The organism is Yinghuangia soli (assembly GCF_021502675.1).
Taxonomy (GTDB): Bacteria; Actinomycetota; Actinomycetes; order Streptomycetales; family Streptomycetaceae; genus Yinghuangia; species Yinghuangia soli.
Window position 1 is genome coordinate 1 of the sequence record NZ_JAKFHA010000065.1, and the last position, 21,213, is coordinate 21,213.

Consider the following 21,213-nt stretch of genomic DNA (forward strand, 5'->3'; position numbering starts at 1 on the left):
ACCGTTTCACGTGGAACCACGACGGTCCACCCGCGCTCCCTTCGCCTCGCCTCCCCCGCCACCCTCCTCTGTCCGCCGCTCGCCTCGTTCGTCACTGCGCCTCGCCCAGGAACGTCCCCACCCCACCTGCCTCCAGCTGGCCACCCTCCCGCACTCATGAACTCCAGCCCCGAGCGCCTCCGCTTCACGTGAACCCACGACGCACGGTCCGAGGCTCGCCCTCCCACACGGCGGCGTCGCTGCGGCGCGGTGCGGCGGCGGCGCGGGACGGGGTGAGGCGCCGCGGCGCGGGACGAGGCGGCACGGCACGGGGCGGTGCGAGGCGAGGTAGGAAGGCGCACCGGAAGGCGCGGCACGGGGCGGTGCGAGGCGGGGCGGTGCGAGGCAGGAAGGCGCGGCGCGGGGCGGCACGGCGCGGCACGGGCCAGCGCGGGGCGGGCCAGCGCGGGGCGGTGCGGGGCGGGGCGGTGCGAGGCGGTGCGAGGCGGTGTGAGGCAGGAAGGCGCGGCGCGGGGCGCGGGGCGCGGGGCGCGGGGCGGGATGAGGCGGGAAGGCGCGGGACAGTGCGGCGCGGGGTGGTGCGGGGTGGTGCGGGGCGGGCAGGGCGTGTGGAGCCACGCCGGTCCCCTGCCCCTTCGCCTCGCCTCACCTCGTGGCCCCTCCCTGCCCGCCTCTTCGCCTCACCCGTCACGTCGCCTCGCCGTGGCGGCGCGGCGCGGCGCGGGGCGGGGTGAGGCGGGGTGAGGCGGGGCGGGGCACGTGGGGCCGTGACGGTCCCTGGCACTCCCTTCGCTTCGCCTCATCTCCCCCCGCGGCCCGTTCCCGTCCGCCGCTTCGCCTCACCCGTCACGTCGCCTCACCGTGGCGGTGCGGCGCAGGGCGGCGCGGGGCGATGTGGCGCGATGCGGGGCGGCGCGGGGCGGCGCGGGGCGGGGCCTGTGGAGCCGCGACGGTCCCCGACACTCCCTTCGCTTCGCCTCATCTCCCCTCGCGGCCCGTTCCCGTCCACCGCTTCGCCTCGCCCGTCACGTCGCCTCGCCGTGGCGGCGCGATGCGGGGCGGGGCGGGGCGGGGCGGCGCTGATGCGGGGCGGTGCGATGCGGGGCGGGGCCTGTGGAGCCGCGACGGTCCCTGGCACTCCCTTCGCTTCGCCTCATCTCCGCTCGCGGCTCGTACCCGTCCACCTCGTCGCCTCTCACCCGTCACGTTGCCTCGCCGTGGCTGCCTTCGGCGGGCTGCCCTCGCGCACGCGTGGCGCGACTGCCTCTGTTTCACGTGAAACCACGGGGTCGCCCGCGTGCGCGGAGCAGATCTGACAGGGCGCGATCCGGGGCCGCGCAACGCCGTCTCGACCGCCTGGCTTTGTTCTCCTCACGGCCTTCCTTCCTCGCCTCTTCGCCTCCGCTCGGCATGCCGTCCCTCCCCTGCCGCATGCGCCCTTCGTCTCGCCCCCTCGGCTCCCCTCGCCGCCTCCCTCGCGCCGAGCGCCTCGCTCGTCGCTTCACCTCACGGTGACTGCCTCCTGCAGGCCGACCTCCCGCGTGCACGCATAGGTTCAGCCGCGCGTGCCGCTGTTTCACGTGAAACCACAAGCGTTCCGAGCTGGCCCTCCCGCACGCGCCGGTCCAGCCGTAAACGCCTCCGTTTCACGTGAAACCACGACAGTGCGGGGTCGAGCTCCCGCGCGGCGGCGCAGGGGCAAGCGGCACGGCACGTTTCTCGTGGACCGTGGGTCGTCCGGGTGCGCGTAGCGCGTCTGGCGGGGGGTGATGCAGCGCCGCGCAACGCCCTCTCGGTCGCCTGGCCCTGCTCCTCCTCGCACCCCCGGAGACGTCGCCGTTTCACAGCGGGTCGCCCGGGTGCGCATCGCGGGTCTGGCGGGGGTGATGCGGCGCCGCGCAACGCCTTCTCTGTTGCCTGGCTTTGCTCCTCCTCGCGCCCTCCGGAGGCGTCTTCGTTTCACGTGAAACGCATGAAGCCGAAGGCCCCGTCGGACTATGTCCGCGGGGCCTTCGGCTTCTTGCTGCTCCGGCGCGGCAGCGCTCAGCGCACGGGTTCGGCGGTTTCCGCGCTGCCCTGGGCCGGCACGTCCGCCTGTGGCGCCAGGCGGTTCGCGAGGATCTTGCTCTCCCCCGGGGCCATCACCGCGAGGATGCGTTCGAGGTCCTCGATGGAGGCGAACTCGACGACGATCTTGCCCTTCTTCTGCCCGAGGTCGACGCTCACGCTCGTCTCGAAGCGGTCCTTGAGGCGGTTCGCGAGTTCGTTGAGCGCCGGCGAGACCCGCTTGCCCATGCGCGGTGCAGGGCGCTGCTTGGCGGGCGTGGCGCCGTTCTGCTCCTCGTCGAACTTGCGCATGTGCACGATCTCTTCGACCGAGCGCACGGACAGCCCCTCGCGGATGATCCGCTCGGCCAGCTCGATCTGCGCCTCGGCGTCGCGGAGGCCGAGCAAGGCCCGGGCGTGCCCGGCGGACAGTGTGCCCGCCTGGATCTTCACCTGGACCTCGGGCGGCAGCCGCAGCAGCCGCAGCGTGTTGGTCACCTGCGGGCGGGAGCGCCCGATGCGGTCGGCCAGTTCGTCCTGCGTGCAGCCGAAGTCCTTCAGCAGCTGGTCGTACGCCGCCGCCTCTTCGATCGCGTTGAGCTCCGAGCGGTGCAGGTTCTCCAGGAGCGCGTCCAGGAGGAGCTTGTCGTCCTCGGTGGCCCGCACGATCGCGGGGATGACCTCGAGGCCGGCCTCCTGCGACGCGCGCCAGCGCCGCTCGCCCATGATCAGCTCGTAGCGCTCGGCCTCGACCTGGCGCACGACGATCGGCTGGAGGAGCCCGACCTCCTTGATGGAGTGGACGAGTTCGGCGAGCGCCTCCTCGTCGAAGTAGTCACGCGGCTGCCGCGGGTTCGGCGTGATCGCGCCGATCGGCAGCTCCGCGAACCACGCCCCGTCGACGGTCCCGGCCGATGTCGGCGCGTCGGCCTCCGCTGCGGGCACCTCCGCCGGTGCCTCGGTCGCGCGCCCGTCGAGCAGCTTCCGGGCGCCCAGCCCGGTGGCCGCCGGCGCGGTGTGGTCCGGGAGGACCACCGGCCACGACGTGGCCGTGGCCTCCGGCGCAGCCGGCTCCGGCAGCGGCTTGGTCAGCGCCGCCGTGTTCCCGCCGGCCGGGATCAGCGAACCGAGCCCCCGACCCAGACCCCTGCGACGCTCGTTCACTGTGCCCCCTTCGCTTCCGCCGTTTCCGCGGCGATCCCGCGAAGCGCGATCTCGCGGGCCGCCTCAAGATACGACAAGGCACCACTCGATCCCGGATCGTAGGTCATCACCGTCTGCCCGTAGCTGGGCGCCTCGGAGATCCGCACGGAACGCGGGATCGACGTGTTCAACACCTCGGCGGCGAAGTGGTCACGCACCTCCTGGGCGACCTGGGAGGCCAAACGGGTGCGTGCGTCGTACATGGTCAGCAGGATCGTGGAGACGTGCAGCTGCGGGTTGAGGTGGCCGCGCACCAGCTCGACGTTGCGCAGGAGTTGGCCCAGGCCCTCCAGCGCGTAGTACTCGCACTGGATCGGGATGACCACCTCGCGACCGGCCACCAGAGCGTTCACGGTGAGCAGGCCGAGGGACGGCGGGCAGTCGATGAGGATGTAGTCGAGCGGCTGCTCGTAGCCGTCGATGGCGCGCTGCAGGCGGCTCTCCCGGGCCACCAGCGAGACCAGTTCGATCTCGGCACCGGCCAGGTCGATGGTGGCCGGTGCGCAGAAGAGCCCTTCCACGTCGACCACCGGCTGCACGACCTCGGCCAGGTCCTTGCCCTCGACGAGTACGTCGTAGATGGACGGCACGCTGGCGTGGTGGTCTATCCCCAGCGCGGTGGACGCGTTGCCCTGCGGGTCGAGGTCGACCACGAGCACGCGGGCGCCGTGCAGGGCGAGGGCGGCGGCCAGGTTGACCGTCGACGTGGTCTTGCCGACCCCGCCCTTCTGGTTCGCCACCACCATCACGCGGGTGGCCGCCGGCCGCGGCAGCCCCTCGGCGGCGGCCCGGCTGGTCTCGACCGCCTGGCGGGCGGCCCGGGCGATCGGGGTGTCGTCCACCAACTCGGGTTCGGTTTCACGTGAAACGGTCCCCGGATCGGTTGCGGACGGACCGGACAGGAAGGGATCGCGCGGCCCCGGTACGGGGTCGGCGGGCGTGTCGTGGAAGCCCCCGTGCGGCTGAGTGGGCAGGGCTCCCCCGGCCAGCCCGCCCTGCCCCGGGGCGGTGACGTCGGACGACAACGGTCCACTCTCCTCTGCTGCCGGAACCCCGGCGGAGCCACGCGCTCCGCCGGCATCCTCAGAGCCTGCCATGTTCGAGGCGGTCTCCGGGCGCGAGGTGGGAACCTGCTGGATCTTCGGGGCTTCCGGGGCAGCCGCAAGAGCAGTTGCCCACCGGAGCTTCCACGGGCGTCGTTTCACGTGAAACACGATGCCCGGCGTGCTCACGAAGAACCTTCGCGACACACCGGGCACTGACAACATCAGTCACATATCCGGCGTAACGGATCAGCGATCGGCAAGCACCAGACGACTCCGGTCGCAACCGAAACGCAGCCGAACCGGCGTACGGTACCTGCGGATCAGCCCCGGCGACCCGAACGCCCGCCCCGCGCCGGGCCCTTGGCCCCGCTGCGGGCACTCCTGGCGGCCTTGCGCGAGCCGCGGGCAGGCGGACGCTGCACTTCACCCATTCGGACGCGTACGACCGTGGTGAGCGGATCCACGATGCCGGACCCGACCTGGACCACGTCCCACTCGACGGCACCCAGCTTGCGCAGGTCCGCCTCGGACTCCTGGAGTTCGGCGGCCGCGGTGTCGCCCTTCAGTGCCAGCATCTCGCCGCCCGAGCGCAGCAGCGGCAGCCCCCAGCCGGCCAGCCGGGACAGCGGTGCGACGGCGCGGGCGGTGACCACGTCGGACTCGATGCTGCCGCGCACCTCTTCGGCCCGGCCGCGCAGCACCTCGACGTGCGTCAGGCCGAGTTCGCGCACCACCTCGTCGAGGAACGTGGTGCGCCGGAGCAGCGGCTCGACCAGCGTGATGTGCAGGTCCGGACGGACCAGTGCGAGCGGGATGCCGGGCAGTCCCCCGCCCGAGCCCACGTCGTGCACCACGGCGCCCTCGGGCACCAGTTCGGCCAGCACACCGCAGTTGAGGAGATGGCGCTCCCAGAGGCGCTCGACCTCACGCGGACCGATCAGCCCGCGGCGCACCCCGGCATCGGCCAGGATGTCGGCGTACTGCACCGCCAGGTCCAGACCGGCCCCGAAGAGCCGGGCCGCCTCGGGCGGCGCCTCGGGTGCCCGGCGGGGCTCGCTGCCGGCCTCGCCCGCCGCCCCCGACCCGGCCCGCGGATCCGACGCGCGGCTCTCGGGCTCACGGCCCCGGTCACCTGCTGTCTCGTGTTCCACGTGAAACATCTTCCCAGGAACGGTCACGGCCCCGCCCTTTCACAGGCGGGGCCGCGGCCACGGATTCGATCGACTTGTCCTGCCGGACCGCACGAGGCGGTCCCGGTGCCCGAGGTCAGGCGGGCAGCACGACGACGCAGCGCTGCGGCTCTTCGCCCTCGGACTCGCTGCGCAGACCGGCCTCCGCGACCGTGTCGTGCACCACCTTGCGCTCGAACGGCGTCATCGGCTTCATCTTCACCGGCTCGCCGGTCTCCTTGACCTGCTCGACGGCCTCGCCGGCCAGCCGGGCCAGGTCCTGGCGGCGCTTCGCCCGGAAGCCCGCGATGTCGAGCATGAGGCGGCTGCGCTCGCCGGTCTCGCGGTGCACCGCGAGGCGGGTCAGCTCCTGCAGGGCCTCCAGGACCTCGCCCTCGCGGCCCACGAGCCGGTTCAGGTCGCCCGCCGCAGGGTCGGCATCCTCGGCTGCGATCACGGACACCGAGGCACGGCCGCCTTCGACGTCCATGTCGATGTCGCCGTCCAGGTCGGCGATGTCGAGCAGCGCCTCCAGGTAGTCGGCCGCGATCTCGCCCTCCTGCTCCAGACGGCTGATGTCCTCCGCGGTCAGGGTGATGCGCCGCGGCGTCGCGGGGGTGTCGACGGCGGGGGTCGTGCCTTCCGTCACAGGGGTACTCCTTAACGCTTCGGGTCTTCCGGGGGCCGGCGGCGCCGGTCGGCGGGGCCGGGACGGGCCCATGCTGCCGACCGGCGGCCGGTCAGGACTTCTTGCGTCCCTGGTTCTTGCGGCTCTGCGCCTGGTTGCGCGGCGAACGCGGGCGGTTGCCCGCCTCCCGCTCGGCGGCGTCGCTGCCTTCCTCGGCAGCGGCCGAGCCGTTGCTGCCGGACGGAGGCGTCCGGGCCGTGGAGCCCTTCACCGCGGGACGCTGCGCGGGCTGGCCCTGCGTGCCGCCGCCGGTCTTGCGCTTGGCCTTGGTGGTCCGGGAAGGCTGGGTGCGCTTGGCGGCGCGCTCCTTCTCCTCGGCGAGCTTGGCCTCGTACTCGGCGGCGTCGACGACCTTGCCCTCGGGGGTGAGGACCTTGCCCTTCTTCTTCGCCTTCTCGGCCAGCCGCTCCTGGCGGGCCTGGAACGCCAGGCTGCCCGGGGTGGGGTTGCGCTGGATGACGTACAGCTGCTGACCCATGGTCCAGATGTTGGTGGTCAGCCAGTAGAGGAGCACACCGACCGGGAAGTTGACGCCGAAGACGGCGAACATGATCGGGAAGACGTACATCAGGATCTTCTGCTGCTGCGCGAACGGGTTCGACGCCATGGCAGCAGGGTCGGTGTTCTTCACCATCAGCTGGCGCTGCGTGATGAACTGCGACGCCGACATCAGCAGGATCATCACGACCGTGACGATGCGCACCGTGGTGAGGTCCGCATCGAGGCTGGCGATCTTGGCGGCCGAGTCGGTGAACTTGGCGGCCAGCGGAGCACCGAAGATGTGCGCGTTCTTCGCGGAGTCGACCAGGTCCTGGGTCAGGACGCCGACCGTCCGGCCCTGCGACACGCGGTTGAGCACGTGGAAGAGCGCGAAGAAGAACGGCATCTGCACAAGGATGGGGAGACAGCTCGAAAGCGGGTTCGTCCCCGTTTCCTTGTAGAGCTTCATCATCTCCTGGGACTGGCGCTCTTTGTCGTTCTTGTAGCGGTTCTGGATCTCTTTGATCTTCGGCTGCAGGATCTGCATGTTCCGGGTGGCCCGGATCTGCTTCACGAACAGCGGGATCAGACAGATCCGGATCAGCACCACCAGGCAGACGATGGAGAGGCCCCAGGCCCACCCGCTGTCCTTGCCGAAGATCGGGCTGAACAGCTTGTGGAACTGGACGATGATCCAGGAAACGGCGTCGTAGAGGGGGTTAAGTAGCCCCACGGTCAGGCTCCTCGGGCGATGGTGTGCGTACCGTGCACGTGGTCGGCGCTGCAGTCGGTACGAGAGGTCTTCTGCGCCTCGGAAGCTGCCCCGGAGGACCGGAGACGCCAGGGGCGGCGGGTACGCGGCGGCACGAAATCGACTCCGCCGGAATTCCAGGGGTTGCAGCGCAGGATGCGCCACACGGTCAAGTACGTGCCCTTGATCGAACCGTGCGTCGAGATCGCCTCGTACCCGTAGCGCGAACAGCTCGGGTAGAAGCGGCACACCGGCCCCAGCATCGGACTGATCGTCCACTGGTAGAGCCTGATGAGCCCCATGAGCAGGTACTTCATGGCCTCGCCCCTGGCTGGGACCCTGTGCGGGCCGTGGCGTCACCCGGCGGCACGGCTGCCGCCTGTGTGTCCTTGGAACGACCGAGCAGTCGGCCCAGTGCCGCATCGAGGTCGGCAGCCAGTTCGGAGTACTCCGCATCGGCCGCCGGCGGCAGGGCACGGACCACGACCAGGCTACCTGGCGGCAGCCCGGCCAGCCGGTCCCGGACCAGGTGGCGAAGCCGCCGCTTGACCCGGTTGCGCACCACTGCGGCGCCCACGGCCTTGCTCACGACGAAACCCGCACGCGGCGGCGGGGTCTCCCCCGCGGACGCGTGCGGGTCCGTGGCACTGCGTGGCTGCGCGATGTGGACAACGAGCAGCGGTCGTCCGGCACGGCGGCCGCGCCGGACCGCGACCGCGAACTCGTCGCGACGCCTCAGCCGGTTGGCGGGAGGGAGCACGGTGAACCGACTCCTCTCCGCACGTAGGTCAGGCGGACAGCTCGGCGCGACCCTTGCGGCGGCGGGCAGCCAGGATGGCGCGGCCGGCGCGGGTGCGCATGCGCAGCCGGAACCCGTGGGTCTTCGCCCGGCGACGGTTGTTCGGCTGGAAGGTGCGCTTGCTCACTCGGGGGCTCCAGAATTTGATTCGGAGGCTGGCGGATTGAGCCGCCGGCCATCACCGTACGTCCGCAACATGCAGTCAGCTCGTGTTTACGGACATGCGGCAGCGGTCGTCGACAACTAGACCGGCTCACGGTACGTACGAACGCCCGCTGCGGTCAAATGGGGGATGCGCGGCCGCCACCAGGCGGGTGTCCCCGGAGCCGCCCCCGAGCGCGTTCCCGGCCGCAGTGTACGCCCTCTAGCTGCGAAGACGCCGTATTCACAGCCTGTGGACAACGGGTTGAGCCGAGCCCTCCCGGACGACTACCGTGGTGGGTTCTGCTTACCGTCGTCCCCGTCCCGGTGACGCCTCTTCCGATCGGCCGCCCGATCGGTCCCACGCCCCGAACCGACGCAAGAAAGAGCGTGCACCGTGGCTGACATCACCAGCGACCTCGCCGCAGTCTGGGCACGGTTCCTGGAACGACTCGCCACGGACGACAGCGTGGAGGCGAAGGACAAGGGCTGGCTGCAGCGCACCCAGCCGCTCGCCCTCATCTCGGACACCGTGCTGCTGGCCGCCCCCAACGAGTTCGCCAAGCAGGTGCTCGACGGGCGACTGCGGGGCCTGGTCACCGACACCCTCAGCCAGAGCTTCGGGCGCGCGGTCACCTTTGCGGTCACCGTGGAGCCGGGCGCCGACGAGGGCGGGCCGTACGGCCAGCCGCCGCAGCAGCAGTACGCAGCGGACTCCTACGGCTCGGACGGCTATCCCCAGCAGCCCTATGGCCAGGAGCCGTACGGCGCGCAGCACGGCCAGCACGGCGGCCAGCACGGGCAACACACCCCGCATGGCCAGCACGGGCAGCCGGGCCAGCAGGAGCGCTACCCGCAGGACCCGTACGCGTCGGAGCAGTACGGCGCGGAGTCCTACGGCCAGCAGCCCTACCGCCCCGAGCCCTACGGCGCGGACCCCTATAACCAGGACTACGGGCAGGACTACGGGCAGGACCGCTTCGGCGCCCCGCGCTATCCCCAGCCGCAGGACCAGCGGGACCAGCGTGATCCCCGCGAGGCGCGCGACGGCCGCGACGGGCACGGCTCGCGCGATCCCCGGGACCCGCGCGACCCGCGGAGCCAGCAGGACCGCCGCGAGCAGTACGACCAGGGCTACCCGGGCGACCGGTACGCCGGGCCAGGCCGCTACCCGCAGGACCCGTACGCACAGGAGCACCGGTACGGCGGCGACACGCCGTACCGCCCGGGCCAGTTCGGCAGCGAGGACCACCGCGGTCCGGGCGGCCACGACGGCGAGCACACGCCGGGGCATGTAGCGGGGCATACAGCGGGGCATTCCGGCGGACATTCGGGCGATGCGGTGCCGGCGCAAATGCCGCCGAACTCCGATTCCGGATCGGGCGGCTCTTCTTCCGACAAGAAGATTTCCCCGCCGGTTTCGATTGCGACCGAAGAAGGCACGCTTTTCACCGGTCGTGATGATCTGATCAGCGCACCGGGCGGGTTTTCCACACCCGCTGTCCACAACTTTGTGGACAATTCGACTCATGGATCCGGCGACAGAATGCCGCCCCCGCAATCGCGGCCGGCACCGCGTCCCGGAACCGGGCGCGAGGCCGCCGGGACCGGCCGCGAGCAGGCATCCACCGGCAAGGAGAACGAGCCGGCCGCCCGGCTGAACCCGAAGTACCTCTTCGAGACGTTCGTCATCGGGTCCAGCAACCGGTTCGCGCACGCCGCCGCGGTGGCCGTCGCCGAGGCCCCGGCCAAGGCGTACAACCCGCTGTTCATCTACGGCGAGTCCGGGCTGGGCAAGACCCACTTGCTGCATGCCATCGGGCACTACGCGCGCAGCCTCTACCCCGGCACCCGGGTCCGGTACGTGAGCTCGGAGGAGTTCACCAACGAGTTCATCAACTCGATCCGGGACGGCAAGGCCGACGGCTTCCGGCGCCGCTACCGCGACGTGGACGTCCTGCTCGTCGACGACATCCAGTTCCTGGAGACGAAAGAGCAGACCCAGGAAGAGTTCTTCCACACCTTCAACACGCTGCACAACGCGAACAAGCAGATCGTCATCTCGTCGGACCGGCCGCCGAAGCAGCTGGTCACCCTCGAGGACCGGCTGCGCAACCGGTTCGAATGGGGCCTCATCACCGACGTCCAGCCGCCCGAGCTGGAGACCCGGATCGCGATCCTGCGCAAGAAGGCGATCCAGGAGGGCCTCAACGCGCCGCCGGACGTCCTGGAGTACATCGCCAGCAAGATCTCCCGGAACATCCGCGAGCTCGAAGGCGCGCTGATCCGGGTCACCGCGTTCGCCAGCCTCAACCGGCAGCCGGTCGACCTGCAGCTCACCGAGATCGTGCTCAAGGACCTGATCCCGGACAGCGCGGGCCCGGAGATCACGGCCGGCACGATCATGGCGCACACCGCCTCGTACTTCGGGCTGTCGGTGGAGGACCTGTGCGGCACCTCGCGCAGCCGCGTGCTGGTCACCGCCCGGCAGATCGCGATGTACCTGTGCCGTGAGCTCACCGATCTGTCGCTGCCCAAGATCGGCGCGCAGTTCGGCGGCCGCGACCACACCACGGTGATGCACGCGGACCGCAAGATCCGCTCGCTGATGGCCGAGCGCCGGTCCATCTACAACCAGGTGAACGAATTGACGACGCGCATCAAGAGCTGAACGCCGCACCGGACTTCACCGCGTCCGGGAGCCGCGCAGCGCCGCACAGGACGGCCCGTCCCCATCCGGGGGCGGGCTTTTCGCATGTCAGAGGGCTGCCGTAGAAGTTGTCCACAGCACAGTCCACAGCTGTGTCCACACCGGCGCGCAGAGGGCGCCCGGCAGCGGGGGAAAACCGCCCGATCGGCGGCCAGGACGACCAACGGACCGGGTGCCGGCTCGCATCACCGTCGAGAAAACGGAAGAAACGGATATCTTTCGCGTATCTGAAACATCGACACGCGCGGCCAACCAGGCAGCGTTTGTGTGACCTTCGTCTCACCAGGCCCCGAAGAGCCGAGTTTTCCACGGATCGGCCCGAATTTCGCCGTCCACACCGTGGGGAACACTGGGGACCACCCCGGTTACCCACAGGGGCTGGGTATGGCCGGATCGAACAGCCTGGTCAACTGCCTGGGGAACTGTGCATCCCGACTGTCCACACTCTGTGGACAACTTTCCGGGCCCGGTCGTCCACCGCTCCGCTCCCCCGGTTGTCCACCGGCTGTCCACCGGATCGGCCGGGTTGTCCCCAAGTTGTCCACGGATCTGTCCACAGAAGAGGCCCTTTCACCCGATCCAGTGAATGCAAAGTTCGCGGGACTCGGAAAACTCTGGGGACAAGGCCGGGGAAACCTGGGGATTGCGTGGGGACAAGTGGGGGTAAGACTGGGGACGGCCTGTGGAGCGGTTTCCGGCATCCACAGCGGAACGGGGTTTGTCCACCGGTCACCCACAGCCCCGAAGTGGACAAAAAATCCCTGCTGACCTGCGCATACAGGGGTTATCCACGGTATCCACACCCCCTACTACTACGACTACCTAGATAACCCTGGGATTGATCGTCTAAAGGTGGGGTGGGCGCCGAGCTGTGGATCGCGGCATCGAGAGGGGTGCGAGCGGGCTGTCGGCGCGGTGCGTCAGACTGTGTGGCGGCAGCAGGGCCGACCGGGCCCCGAGAGCCGATCGAAGCTCCGGCCCCGGCGGCCGGACAGCAGTGCCCACAGATGCCACACAAGTGCCACACACCAGGCAGCAGCAGGAGGCGGTGACCGGTGAAGTTCCGGGTCGAGCGTGACGTTCTGGCGGACGCGGTGGCGTGGACCGCCCGGAGCCTCCCGGCCAGGCCCGCCGTCCCCGTCCTGGCCGGCCTGCTCCTGGAGGCCGCCGAGGGGACCCTGACGCTGTCGAGCTTCGACTACGAAGTCTCGGCACGCGTGGGCATCGACGCCGAGATCGAGGACGCGGGCCGCATCCTCGTCTCCGGCCGCCTGCTCGCCGACATCTGCCGCAGCCTGCCGAACCGGCCGGTCGAGGTTTCCACAGACGGTGCAAAGGTCGCGGTCGTGTGCGGCAGTGCCCGCTTCACGCTGCCGACCCTGCCGGTGGAGGACTACCCGGCGCTGCCCGAGATGCCCACCGCGGCGGGCTCCGTCGCCGGCGACGTCTTCGCAGCTGCGGTCGCCCAGGTCGCCATCGCGGCCGGCCGCGACGACACCCTGCCGATGCTCACGGGTGTGCGCATCGAGATCGAGGGCGACACCGTCACGCTTGCCGCGACCGACCGCTACCGGCTGGCCGTCCGCGAGTTCCTGTGGAAGCCGGACCAGCCCGGCCTGTCCTCGATCGCGCTCGTCCCGGCGAAGACCCTGAACGACACCGCCAAGGCGCTCACCAGCGGCGACAGCATCCAGATCGCGCTGGCCGGCGACAAGCTCGGCGAGGGCATGATCGGCTTCGAGGGCTCCGGGCGCCGCACCACCACCCGCCTGCTCGAAGGCGAATTCCCCAAGTACCGCGCGCTGTTCCCCGGCGAGTCGGCCACCGTCGCGACCGTCGAGACCGCGCCCTTCGTGGACGCCGTGAAGCGCGTGTCGCTGGTCGCCGAGCGCAACACCCCGGTGCGGCTCAGCTTCAGCGACGGCCGCCTGGTTTTGGAAGCCGGCTCCGGCGACGAGGCGCAGGCCTCCGAGGCGCTGGAAGCCAACCTGCAGGGCGACGAGATCTCCATCGCCTTCAACCCGGCGTTCCTGCTGGACGGCCTCAGCGCGATCGACTCCCCGGTCGCGCAGCTGTCCTTCACGACCTCCACCAAGCCCGCGGTGATGACCGGCAAGCCCGACATGGATGCCGAGGCCACCGACGAGTACCGCTACTTGATCATGCCGGTCCGGCTTTCCGGCTGAGCGCTGACGTGATCCGAGAGGACGCGCCCACGGACCGCGGCGGGAATGCCGCGGTCTGCGGGGCGCGTTCTGGCCCGTCCGGGGACCTCTCCGGCGGCCACCCCGGCACACCGATGTCTGAAGTCCCCCACAAGGGGCACCAGAACACGGTGCCGTAACCCATCGGCATCAGGGCAGCGAACGTAAGGATGCAGGTCATGGAGCTTGGGCTTGTCGGTCTCGGCAAGATGGGCGGCAACATGCGCGAGCGGATCCGCCGCGCAGGCCACACGGTCGTCGGGTACGACCGCAACCCGGATGTCGCGGATGTGGACAGCCTCAAGGCGCTTGTGGACACCCTCGCCGCCCCGCGCGTCGTGTGGGTGATGGTGCCGGCCGGCGCTGCCACCGCCTCGACCATCGACGAGCTGGCCGACCTCCTCTCCCCCGGCGATGTCGTGGTGGACGGCGGCAACTCCCGCTGGACGGACGACATCGCGCACGGCAAGAAGCTCGGCGAGAAGGGCATCGGCTTCGTCGACTGCGGTGTCAGCGGCGGCGTGTGGGGTCTGCAGAACGGCTACGCGCTCATGTGCGGCGGTGCCGAGGCGGACGTCGCCAAGGTCCAGCCGGTCTTCGACGCGCTCAAGCCCGAGGGCGACTTCGGCTTCGTGCACGCCGGCAAGATCGGCGCGGGGCACTTCGCCAAGATGGTCCACAACGGCATCGAGTACGCGATGATGCAGGCCTTCGCCGAAGGCTGGGAGCTGCTCGAGGCGTCCGACGAGGTCACCGACGTCCGTGAGGTCTTCCGCAGCTGGCAGGAGGGCACCGTCATCAAGTCGTGGCTGCTCGACCTCGCGGTCCGGGCCCTCGACGACGACGAGCACCTCGACAAGCTCAAGGGTTATGCACAGGACTCCGGCGAGGGCCGGTGGACGGTGGAGGCGGCGATCGACCTGGCGGTGCCGCTGCCCGCGATCACCGCATCGCTGTTCGCCCGGTTCGCCTCGCGCCAGGACGACTCGCCCTCGATGAAGATGGTGGCCGCGCTGCGCAACCAGTTCGGCGGCCACGCGGTCGAGTCGAAGTAGCAAGCGGCTCCGGAGATATCCACAGGTCCACAGGCAAGTCCACAGCGAGGGGAGGACGGCGCGCCGCGCGCCGCATCGCCAGCCATGCACGTCGCGCACCTTTCGCTCGCGGACTTCCGGTCGTACGCCGGGGTCGAGGTTCCGCTCGACCCCGGCGTCACCGCTTTCGTGGGACCGAACGGACAGGGCAAGACCAACCTGGTCGAAGCGGTCGGCTACCTGGCCACGCTGAGCAGCCACCGGGTCGCCAACGACGCCCCGCTGGTGCGCCTCGGTGCCGAACGCGCTTATGTGCGCGGCAGCATCGTGCGCGACGGCCGGGCCACGCTGGCCGAGTTGGAGATCAACCCGGGCAAGGCGAACCGCGCCCGCATCAACCGCTCCCCCGTCCCGCGGCCGCGCGAAATCCTCGGCCTGCTGCGGACCGTGCTGTTCGCCCCCGAGGACCTGGCGCTGGTCAAGGGCGACCCGGGCGAGCGGCGGCGCTTCCTCGACGAACTCCTCACCGCGCGGGCGCCGCGCATGCTCGGCGTGCGGCAGGACTACGACCGCGTCCTCAAGCAGCGCAACACGCTCCTGCGCACCGCGGCGATGGCCCGGCGCGCAGGCGGCCGCAACGCCTCGCTGGCGACGCTGGACGTATGGGACTCGCATCTCGCGGTGGCGGGAGCGGAGTTGACCGCGGCGCGCCTGGAACTGACCGGCGCGCTGCAGCCGTTGGTGGACAAGGCGTACGACGAGCTGTCCTCGGGCGGCGGCCCCACGCAGCTCGAGTACCGCAGTTCGATCGGCGACGAACCGCTGCCCGCGGACCGCCGCGCGATCCACGACGCCCTGATGGCCGCCATCGAGCAGCAGCGCCCGAGCGAGATCGAGCGCGGGGTGACGCTGGTCGGCCCGCACCGCGACGACGTCCTGCTCAAGCTGGGCCCGCTGCCCGCGAAGGGCTATGCCAGCCACGGCGAATCGTGGTCGTACGCGCTGGCGCTGCGGCTGGCGTCGTACGAACTGCTCCGGGCGGACGGCGGCGAACCGGTGCTCATCCTCGACGACGTCTTCGCCGAGTTGGACGCGCGCCGCCGCGAACGCCTGGCCGAACTGGTCGCGCCCGGCGAGCAGGTGCTGGTGACCGCGGCGGTCGCCGAGGACGTGCCGGGTGCGCTGGCCGGTGCGCGGTACGCCGTGTCGGCCGGCGAGGTGCGGAGGACGGCATGACCGACCGGCCGGCCGAAAGCGGGCCGCCCGCCGCCGAGTTGTCCACAGGCGGGGGCGCCGGTGGGGAGAAGAAGGGCATCGACCTCGCGCGCGCTGCGCTGATGCAGGCGCGCGCGCAGGCCCGCAACAACTTCGAGAAGCAGCAGGAGCGCCGCGACGGGCGGCGCGGCCTGCGGCGCAGCGGTTCGGGCCCCGACGACCGCGACCCGCAGCCGCTGCGGCGGGTCATGGGCCGCATGATCGCGGAACGCGGCTGGCAGACCCCGGCCGCGGTGCACGGCGTGATGGGCCGGTGGACCGACATCGTGGGCCCCGGCATCGCGGCGCACTGCACGCCGGAGAAGTTCGACGAGGGGCGTCTGATCGTGCGCACCGACTCGGACAACTACGCGACGCACGTGCGCTGGCTGGCACCGAAGCTGCTGGCCCGCATCAACCAGGAGCTGGGCGACGGCACCGTCACCTATATCGAGGTGCGCGGGCCGGCCGGCGAACGCAAGCGCGGCCGGTGGAGCGCGGGCTCCTGAACCGCGCGGCACCGCGGAGGACAGGGAGCGCGGCGACGCCGACGGCGGTCGTCGCACGGCCTGCCCGCCCGGTCCGGTGCGACCCCGCCGCCTCGCGGCCGTCCGCCGGCCGGGCCGCGCCCCTCGACATAGGTGCCTCCCCCGGGTGCGCGTCCAGTGGGCTTGTACGGCCGCCTCGCACACAGGGGCGGACGGGTCACGACCGACTGTCGCACCGGCCTGACACCCTGTCATGACGGATGCCTCTCCGCGCGCGTCAGCGGCCATGAGAACCCCGAAAACCCCCCTCTCCCATGGGGGGACTTGTGGAAAGGTCCGCCAGTCCGCCACACGCGAACTCAGGGGCCTTGGTAACCGGTCTTTGTGTCGCTCGGACCGGTAGACTATGGAGGCAATCCCGCTTCGGCGGATCCAGTGTCGACTTCCGCGGCTCCGTGCCCGGGGTGACTCCGACCCGGCCATGTGCCGGGTCGCATGGTCCCTCCGACCGTGCTCCCAGGGCAGGGAGCCGTGCTGTGCCAGAAAGGGCGCTTCGTGGCCGACCCCGGCAACCCCAAGGAGAATGACGTGGCCGAGCAGTCCGGCAGCGGGGCGCCCTCATCGAACGGCAACTCGTACGACGCGAGCAACATCCAGGTGCTGGAGGGGCTCGACGCGGTCCGGAAGCGCCCGGGCATGTACATCGGCTCCACGGGCGAGCGCGGTCTGCACCACCTTGTCCAGGAAGTCGTGGACAACGCGGTCGACGAGGCGATGGCCGGCTACAACGACAAGATCGAGATCACCCTCCTCCCCGACGGCGGCGTCGCGGTGAAGGACTTCGGCCGCGGCATCCCGGTCGACATCCACCCGGTGGAGAAGCGCCCCGCGGTCGAGGTCGTGCTCACCGTCCTGCACGCGGGCGGCAAGTTCGGCGGCGGCGGCTACTCGGTCTCCGGCGGTCTGCACGGCGTCGGCGTCTCGGTCGTCAACGCGCTGTCCACGCGGCTCTCGGTGGAGATCCGCCGGGACGGCTACCGCTGGACCCAGGACTACAAGCTCGGCGTCCCGGTCGAGCCGCTGGCCAAGCACGAGGCGACCGAGGAGACCGGCACGGTCGTCACGTTCTGGGCCGACCCGGACGTCTTCGAGACCACCACGTACTCCTTCGAGACGCTGGCCCGCCGCTTCCAGGAGATGGCGTTCCTCAACAAGGGCCTGACCATCGTCCTCACCGACGAGCGGCCGGACCACCTGGACGAGGACGAGAAGCAGCGTTCCATCACGTACCACTACGAAGGCGGCATCTCGGACTTCGTCCGGTACCTCAACTCGCGCAAGGGCGAGCCGATCCACAAGTCGGTCATCGACTTCGAGGCCGAGGACACCGAGCGCAAGATCTCCGTCGAGATCGCGATGCAGTGGAACTCGCAGTACACCGAGGGCGTGTACAGCTTCGCCAACACCATCCACACGCACGGCGGCGGCACCCACGAAGAGGGCTTCCGCTCTGCGCTGACCTCGTGGGTCAACCGCTACGCGCGCGACAAGAAGCTGCTCAAGGAGAAGGACGACAACCTCTCCGGCGAGGACATCCGCGAGGGTCTGACCGCGATCATCTCGGTCAAGCTCGCCGAGCCGCAGTTCGAGGGCCAGACCAAGGACAAGCTCGGCAACACCGAGGCGAAGACGTTCGTCCAGAAGGTGACCAACGAGCAGCTCCAGGACTGGTTCGACCGCAACCCGGTCGAGGCCGCGGACATCGTGCGCAAGTCGATCCAGGCCGCCACCGCGCGCGTCGCGGCCCGCAAGGCCCGCGACCTGACCCGGCGCAAGGGCCTCCTGGAGACCGCGTCGCTGCCCGGCAAGCTGTCCGACTGCCAGAGCAACGACCCGACCAAGTGCGAGATCTTCATCGTCGAGGGCGACTCGGCGGGCGGCTCCGCCAAGTCCGGCCGCAACCCGATGTTCCAGGCCATCCTGCCGATCCGCGGCAAGATCCTGAACGTCGAGAAGGCGCGCATCGACCGGGTGCTGCAGAACACCGAGGTGCAGGCGCTGATCTCGGCGTTCGGCACCGGCATCCACGACGACTTCGACATCGAGAAGCTGCGGTACCACAAGATCGTGCTGATGGCCGACGCCGACGTCGACGGCCAGCACATCCGCACCCTGCTGCTCACCCTGCTGTTCCGCTTCATGCGCCCGCTGGTCGAGGCCGGCCACGTGTACCTCGCGCAGCCCCCGCTGTACAAGATCAAGTGGGGCAAGGACGACATCCAGTACGCCTACTCCGACCGCGAGCGCGACGCGTTCCTGCAGATCGGCCGCGAAGCCGGCCGCAAGCTGCCCAAGGACGACGCGATCCAGCGCTTCAAGGGCCTCGGCGAGATGAACGCCGAGGAGCTGCGGGTTACCACCATGGACACCGAGCACCGTGTGCTGCTGCAGGTGACCCTCGAAGACGCAGCCCGTGCCGACGACCTCTTCTCGACCCTGATGGGCGAGGACGTCGAGGCCCGCCGCTCGTTCATCCAGCGCAATGCCAAGGACGTGCGCTTCCTGGACATCTGACCCGGTCTGCGCCGGCAATTCCGGCCGGCGTGCAACCGGTTCGTCCTCCGCATCCGTCTGACGCCTCGACAGGTCACGCGGCGTACCCACCCTTGAACATCCGAACGCGGCACGCCGCAGTGCGAAAGGAACCGGACCAGAGATGGTCGACGCGACTCCCCCTCCCACGACCGACCGCATCGAGGAGGTCGAACTCGAGACGGAGATGCAGCGCTCGTACCTCGACTACGCGATGAGCGTGATCGTCGGGCGCGCACTCCCCGAGGTCCGCGACGGCCTCAAGCCGGTGCACCGCCGCGTGCTGTACGCGATGTACGACGGCGGCTACCGCCCTGAGAAGGGCTACTACAAGTGCGCCCGCGTCGTCGGCGACGTGATGGGCTCGTACCACCCGCACGGCGACACCTCGATCTACGACACCGTCGTGCGCCTCGCGCAGACCTGGTCGCTGCGCATGCCGCTGGTCGACGGCAACGGCAACTTCGGCTCGCCGGGCAACGACCCCGCGGCCGCGATGCGCTACACCGAGTGCCGCATGGCCCCGCTGGCCATGGAGATGATGCGGGACATCGACGAGGACACCGTCGATTTCGGCCCGAACTACGACGGCCGCCAGCAGGAGCCCGAGGTCCTGCCCGCGCGCTTCCCGAACCTCCTGGTCAACGGCTCCGCGGGCATCGCGGTCGGCATGGCCACCAACATCCCGCCGCACAACCTGCGCGAGGTCGCGTCGGGCGTGCAGTGGTACCTGGAGAACCCCGAGGTCTCGCACGAGGAGCTCCTCGAAGCCCTCATCGAGCGCATCAAGGGCCCGGACTTCCCGACCGGCGCGGTCATCGTCGGCCGGCGCGGCATCGAGGACGCGTACCGCACCGGCCGCGGCTCGATCACCATGCGCGCGGTGGTCGAGGTCGAGGAGATCAACAACCGGCAGTGCCTGGTCGTCACGGAACTCCCGTACCAGGTCAACCCGGACAACCTGGCGCTCAAGATCGCCGAGCTGGTCAAGGACGGCCGCATCCAGGGCATCGCCGACGTGCGCGACGAGACCAGCTCGCGCACCGGCCAGCGCCTGGTCATCGTGCTCAAGCGCGATGCGGTCGCCAAGGTCGTGCTGAACAACCTGTACAAGCACACCCAGCTGCAGGACACCTTCGGCGCGAACATGCTCGCGCTGGTCGACGGCGTGCCGCGCACCCTCTCGCTCGACGCGTTCATCCGCTACTGGGTCGAGCACCAGGTCGAGGTCATCGTCCGGCGCACGCGCTTCCGGCTGCGCAAGGCCGAGGAGCGCGCCCACATCCTCACCGCGCTGCTCAAGGCGCTCGACGCGATCGACGAGGTCATCGCGCTCATCCGGGCCTCGGCCACGGTCGAGGAGGCGCGCAGCGGCCTCATGGGCCTGCTGGAGATCGACGAGATCCAGGCCAACGCGATCCTCGAGATGCAGCTCCGCCGCCTCGCGGCCCTGGAGCGGCAGAAGATCACCGCCGAGTACGACGAGCTGATGGCGAAGATCGCGGAGTACAACGCGATCCTGGCCTCGCCCGAGCGGCAGCGGCAGATCATCAGCGAGGAACTCGCCGCGATCGTCGAGAAGTACGGCGACGACCGGCGCAGCCAGCTCATCCCGTTCGACGGCGACATGTCCATCGAGGACCTCATCGCCGAAGAGGACATCGTCGTCACCATCACGCGCGGCGGGTACGTCAAGCGCACCCGCACCGACCTGTACCGCTCGCAGAAGCGCGGCGGCAAGGGCGTGCGCGGCGCGCAGCTGAAGCAGGACGACATCGTCGACCACTTCTTCGTGACGACCACCCACCACTGGATCCTGTTCTTCACGAACAAGGGCCGGGTGTACCGCGCCAAGGCGTACGAGCTGCCCGACACCGGCCGGGACGCGCGCGGCCAGCACGTCGCCAACCTGCTCGCCTTCCAGCCGGACGAGAAGATCGCCCAGGTCCTCGACCTGCGCGACTACGAGGTGGCGCCGTACCTGATCCTGGCCACCAAGGCCGGCCTGGTGAAGAAGACCGCGCTCAAGGAGTACGACACCAACCGCAGCGCGGGCGTCATCGCCATCAACCTGCGGGCCGACGAGGCCGGTGCCGACGACGAGCTGATCGCCGCCGAACTGGTCTCCGCCGAGGACGACCTGCTGCTGGTCAGCCGCAAGGCGCAGTCGATCCGCTTCACCGCGACCGACGAGGCGCTGCGGCCGATGGGCCGGGCCACCTCCGGGGTGAAGGGCATGAGCTTCCGCGAGGGCGACGAGCTCCTGTCGATGAGCGTGGTCCGGGAAGGAACGTTCGTCTTCACCGCGACCGACGGCGGCTACGCCAAGCGGACCAGCGTGGACGAGTACCGCGTTCAGGGCCGCGGCGGTCTGGGCATCAAGGCAGCCAAGATCGTCGAGGACCGCGGTTCGCTGGTCGGCGCCCTGGTGGTGGACGTAACGGATGAAATCCTGGCCATCACGCTCGGCGGCGGTGTGATCCGCACCCGCGTATCCGAGGTTCGCGACACCGGGCGTGACACGATGGGCGTGCAACTGATCAACCTGGGTAAGGGCGATGCGGTCGTCGGCATCGCGCGCAACGCCGAGCCGGAGCCCGAGGGCGAC

Annotated in this window: 14 protein-coding genes and 1 pseudogene; 7 read left to right on the forward strand and 8 right to left on the reverse strand. The window is 70.3% G+C overall.

Going from position 1 to position 21,213, the window contains the following annotated elements:
• Positions 1 to 2,043: 2,043 nt before the first annotated feature.
• The 8 genes from LZ495_RS42680 to rpmH all read right to left on the reverse strand — a co-directional run bounded on the left by LZ495_RS42680 (position 2,044) and on the right by rpmH (position 8,309).
• On the reverse strand, positions 2,044 to 3,210 hold the full coding sequence (locus LZ495_RS42680) for a ParB/RepB/Spo0J family partition protein (protein ID WP_235058660.1): 1,167 nt from the start codon (positions 3,208 to 3,210) through the stop codon (positions 2,044 to 2,046).
• Positions 3,207 to 4,274 carry a ParA family protein gene (locus LZ495_RS42685; protein ID WP_372498725.1) on the reverse strand — a complete coding sequence of 356 codons (1,068 nt, stop codon included), beginning with the start codon at positions 4,272 to 4,274 and terminating at the stop codon, positions 3,207 to 3,209. The genes LZ495_RS42680 and LZ495_RS42685 overlap by 4 nt, the downstream gene beginning before the upstream one ends.
• Positions 4,275 to 4,615: 341 nt before the next feature.
• Positions 4,616 to 5,446: a 16S rRNA (guanine(527)-N(7))-methyltransferase RsmG gene (rsmG, locus tag LZ495_RS42690; protein ID WP_235058661.1), complete on the reverse strand. Its 831-nt coding sequence runs from the start codon at positions 5,444 to 5,446 to the stop codon at positions 4,616 to 4,618.
• Positions 5,447 to 5,561: 115 nt separating this feature from the next.
• The gene (locus LZ495_RS42695) at positions 5,562 to 6,113 is read right to left on the reverse strand and encodes a Jag family protein (RefSeq protein ID WP_372498726.1); all 552 of its coding nucleotides are present in this window, start codon (positions 6,111 to 6,113) and stop codon (positions 5,562 to 5,564) included.
• Positions 6,114 to 6,204: 91 nt separating this feature from the next.
• Entirely contained in the window at positions 6,205 to 7,365 is a 1,161-nt protein-coding gene (gene yidC, locus LZ495_RS42700; protein WP_235058662.1) for a membrane protein insertase YidC, read from the reverse strand.
• Between the two features lie 2 nt (positions 7,366 to 7,367).
• The gene (gene yidD / locus LZ495_RS42705) at positions 7,368 to 7,700 is read right to left on the reverse strand and encodes a membrane protein insertion efficiency factor YidD (protein ID WP_235058663.1); all 333 of its coding nucleotides are present in this window, start codon (positions 7,698 to 7,700) and stop codon (positions 7,368 to 7,370) included.
• A complete protein-coding gene (rnpA, locus tag LZ495_RS42710; protein WP_235058664.1) occupies positions 7,697 to 8,143 on the reverse strand; it encodes a ribonuclease P protein component in 447 nt (148 codons plus the stop codon). Before rnpA ends, yidD begins: the two co-directional genes overlap by 4 nt.
• Before the next feature lie 28 nt (positions 8,144 to 8,171).
• Positions 8,172 to 8,309: a 50S ribosomal protein L34 gene (gene rpmH, locus LZ495_RS42715; protein WP_010849920.1), complete on the reverse strand. Its 138-nt coding sequence runs from the start codon at positions 8,307 to 8,309 to the stop codon at positions 8,172 to 8,174.
• 1,575 nt (positions 8,310 to 9,884) lie between these two features.
• On the opposite strand from rpmH, the pseudogene dnaA reads away from it, so the two are divergent.
• The 7 genes and pseudogenes from dnaA to gyrA all read left to right on the forward strand — a co-directional run.
• Positions 9,885 to 10,994, forward strand: a pseudogene (gene dnaA / locus LZ495_RS45485) (chromosomal replication initiator protein DnaA); the annotation flags it as partial.
• 1,094 nt (positions 10,995 to 12,088) lie between these two features.
• Positions 12,089 to 13,219: a DNA polymerase III subunit beta gene (gene dnaN, locus LZ495_RS42725; protein ID WP_235058665.1), complete on the forward strand. Its 1,131-nt coding sequence runs from the start codon at positions 12,089 to 12,091 to the stop codon at positions 13,217 to 13,219.
• Between the two features lie 197 nt (positions 13,220 to 13,416).
• Positions 13,417 to 14,292, forward strand: coding sequence for a phosphogluconate dehydrogenase (NAD(+)-dependent, decarboxylating) (gene gnd, locus LZ495_RS42730; protein ID WP_235058666.1), 876 nt, complete (start codon positions 13,417 to 13,419; stop codon positions 14,290 to 14,292).
• 84 nt (positions 14,293 to 14,376) lie between these two features.
• Positions 14,377 to 15,507 (forward strand): DNA replication/repair protein RecF, encoded by a 1,131-nt coding sequence (recF, locus tag LZ495_RS42735; protein WP_235058667.1) that lies wholly within the window; start codon positions 14,377 to 14,379, stop codon positions 15,505 to 15,507.
• Entirely contained in the window at positions 15,504 to 16,034 is a 531-nt protein-coding gene (locus tag LZ495_RS42740) for a DciA family protein (RefSeq protein WP_235058669.1), read from the forward strand. The genes recF and LZ495_RS42740 overlap by 4 nt, the downstream gene beginning before the upstream one ends.
• A 510-nt stretch (positions 16,035 to 16,544) precedes the next feature.
• Entirely contained in the window at positions 16,545 to 18,587 is a 2,043-nt protein-coding gene (gyrB, locus tag LZ495_RS42745; protein ID WP_235058674.1) for a DNA topoisomerase (ATP-hydrolyzing) subunit B, read from the forward strand.
• Between the two features lie 142 nt (positions 18,588 to 18,729).
• The coding region (gene gyrA / locus LZ495_RS42750; RefSeq protein WP_235058670.1) for a DNA gyrase subunit A at positions 18,730 to 21,213 on the forward strand (2,484 nt) is incomplete at its 3' end.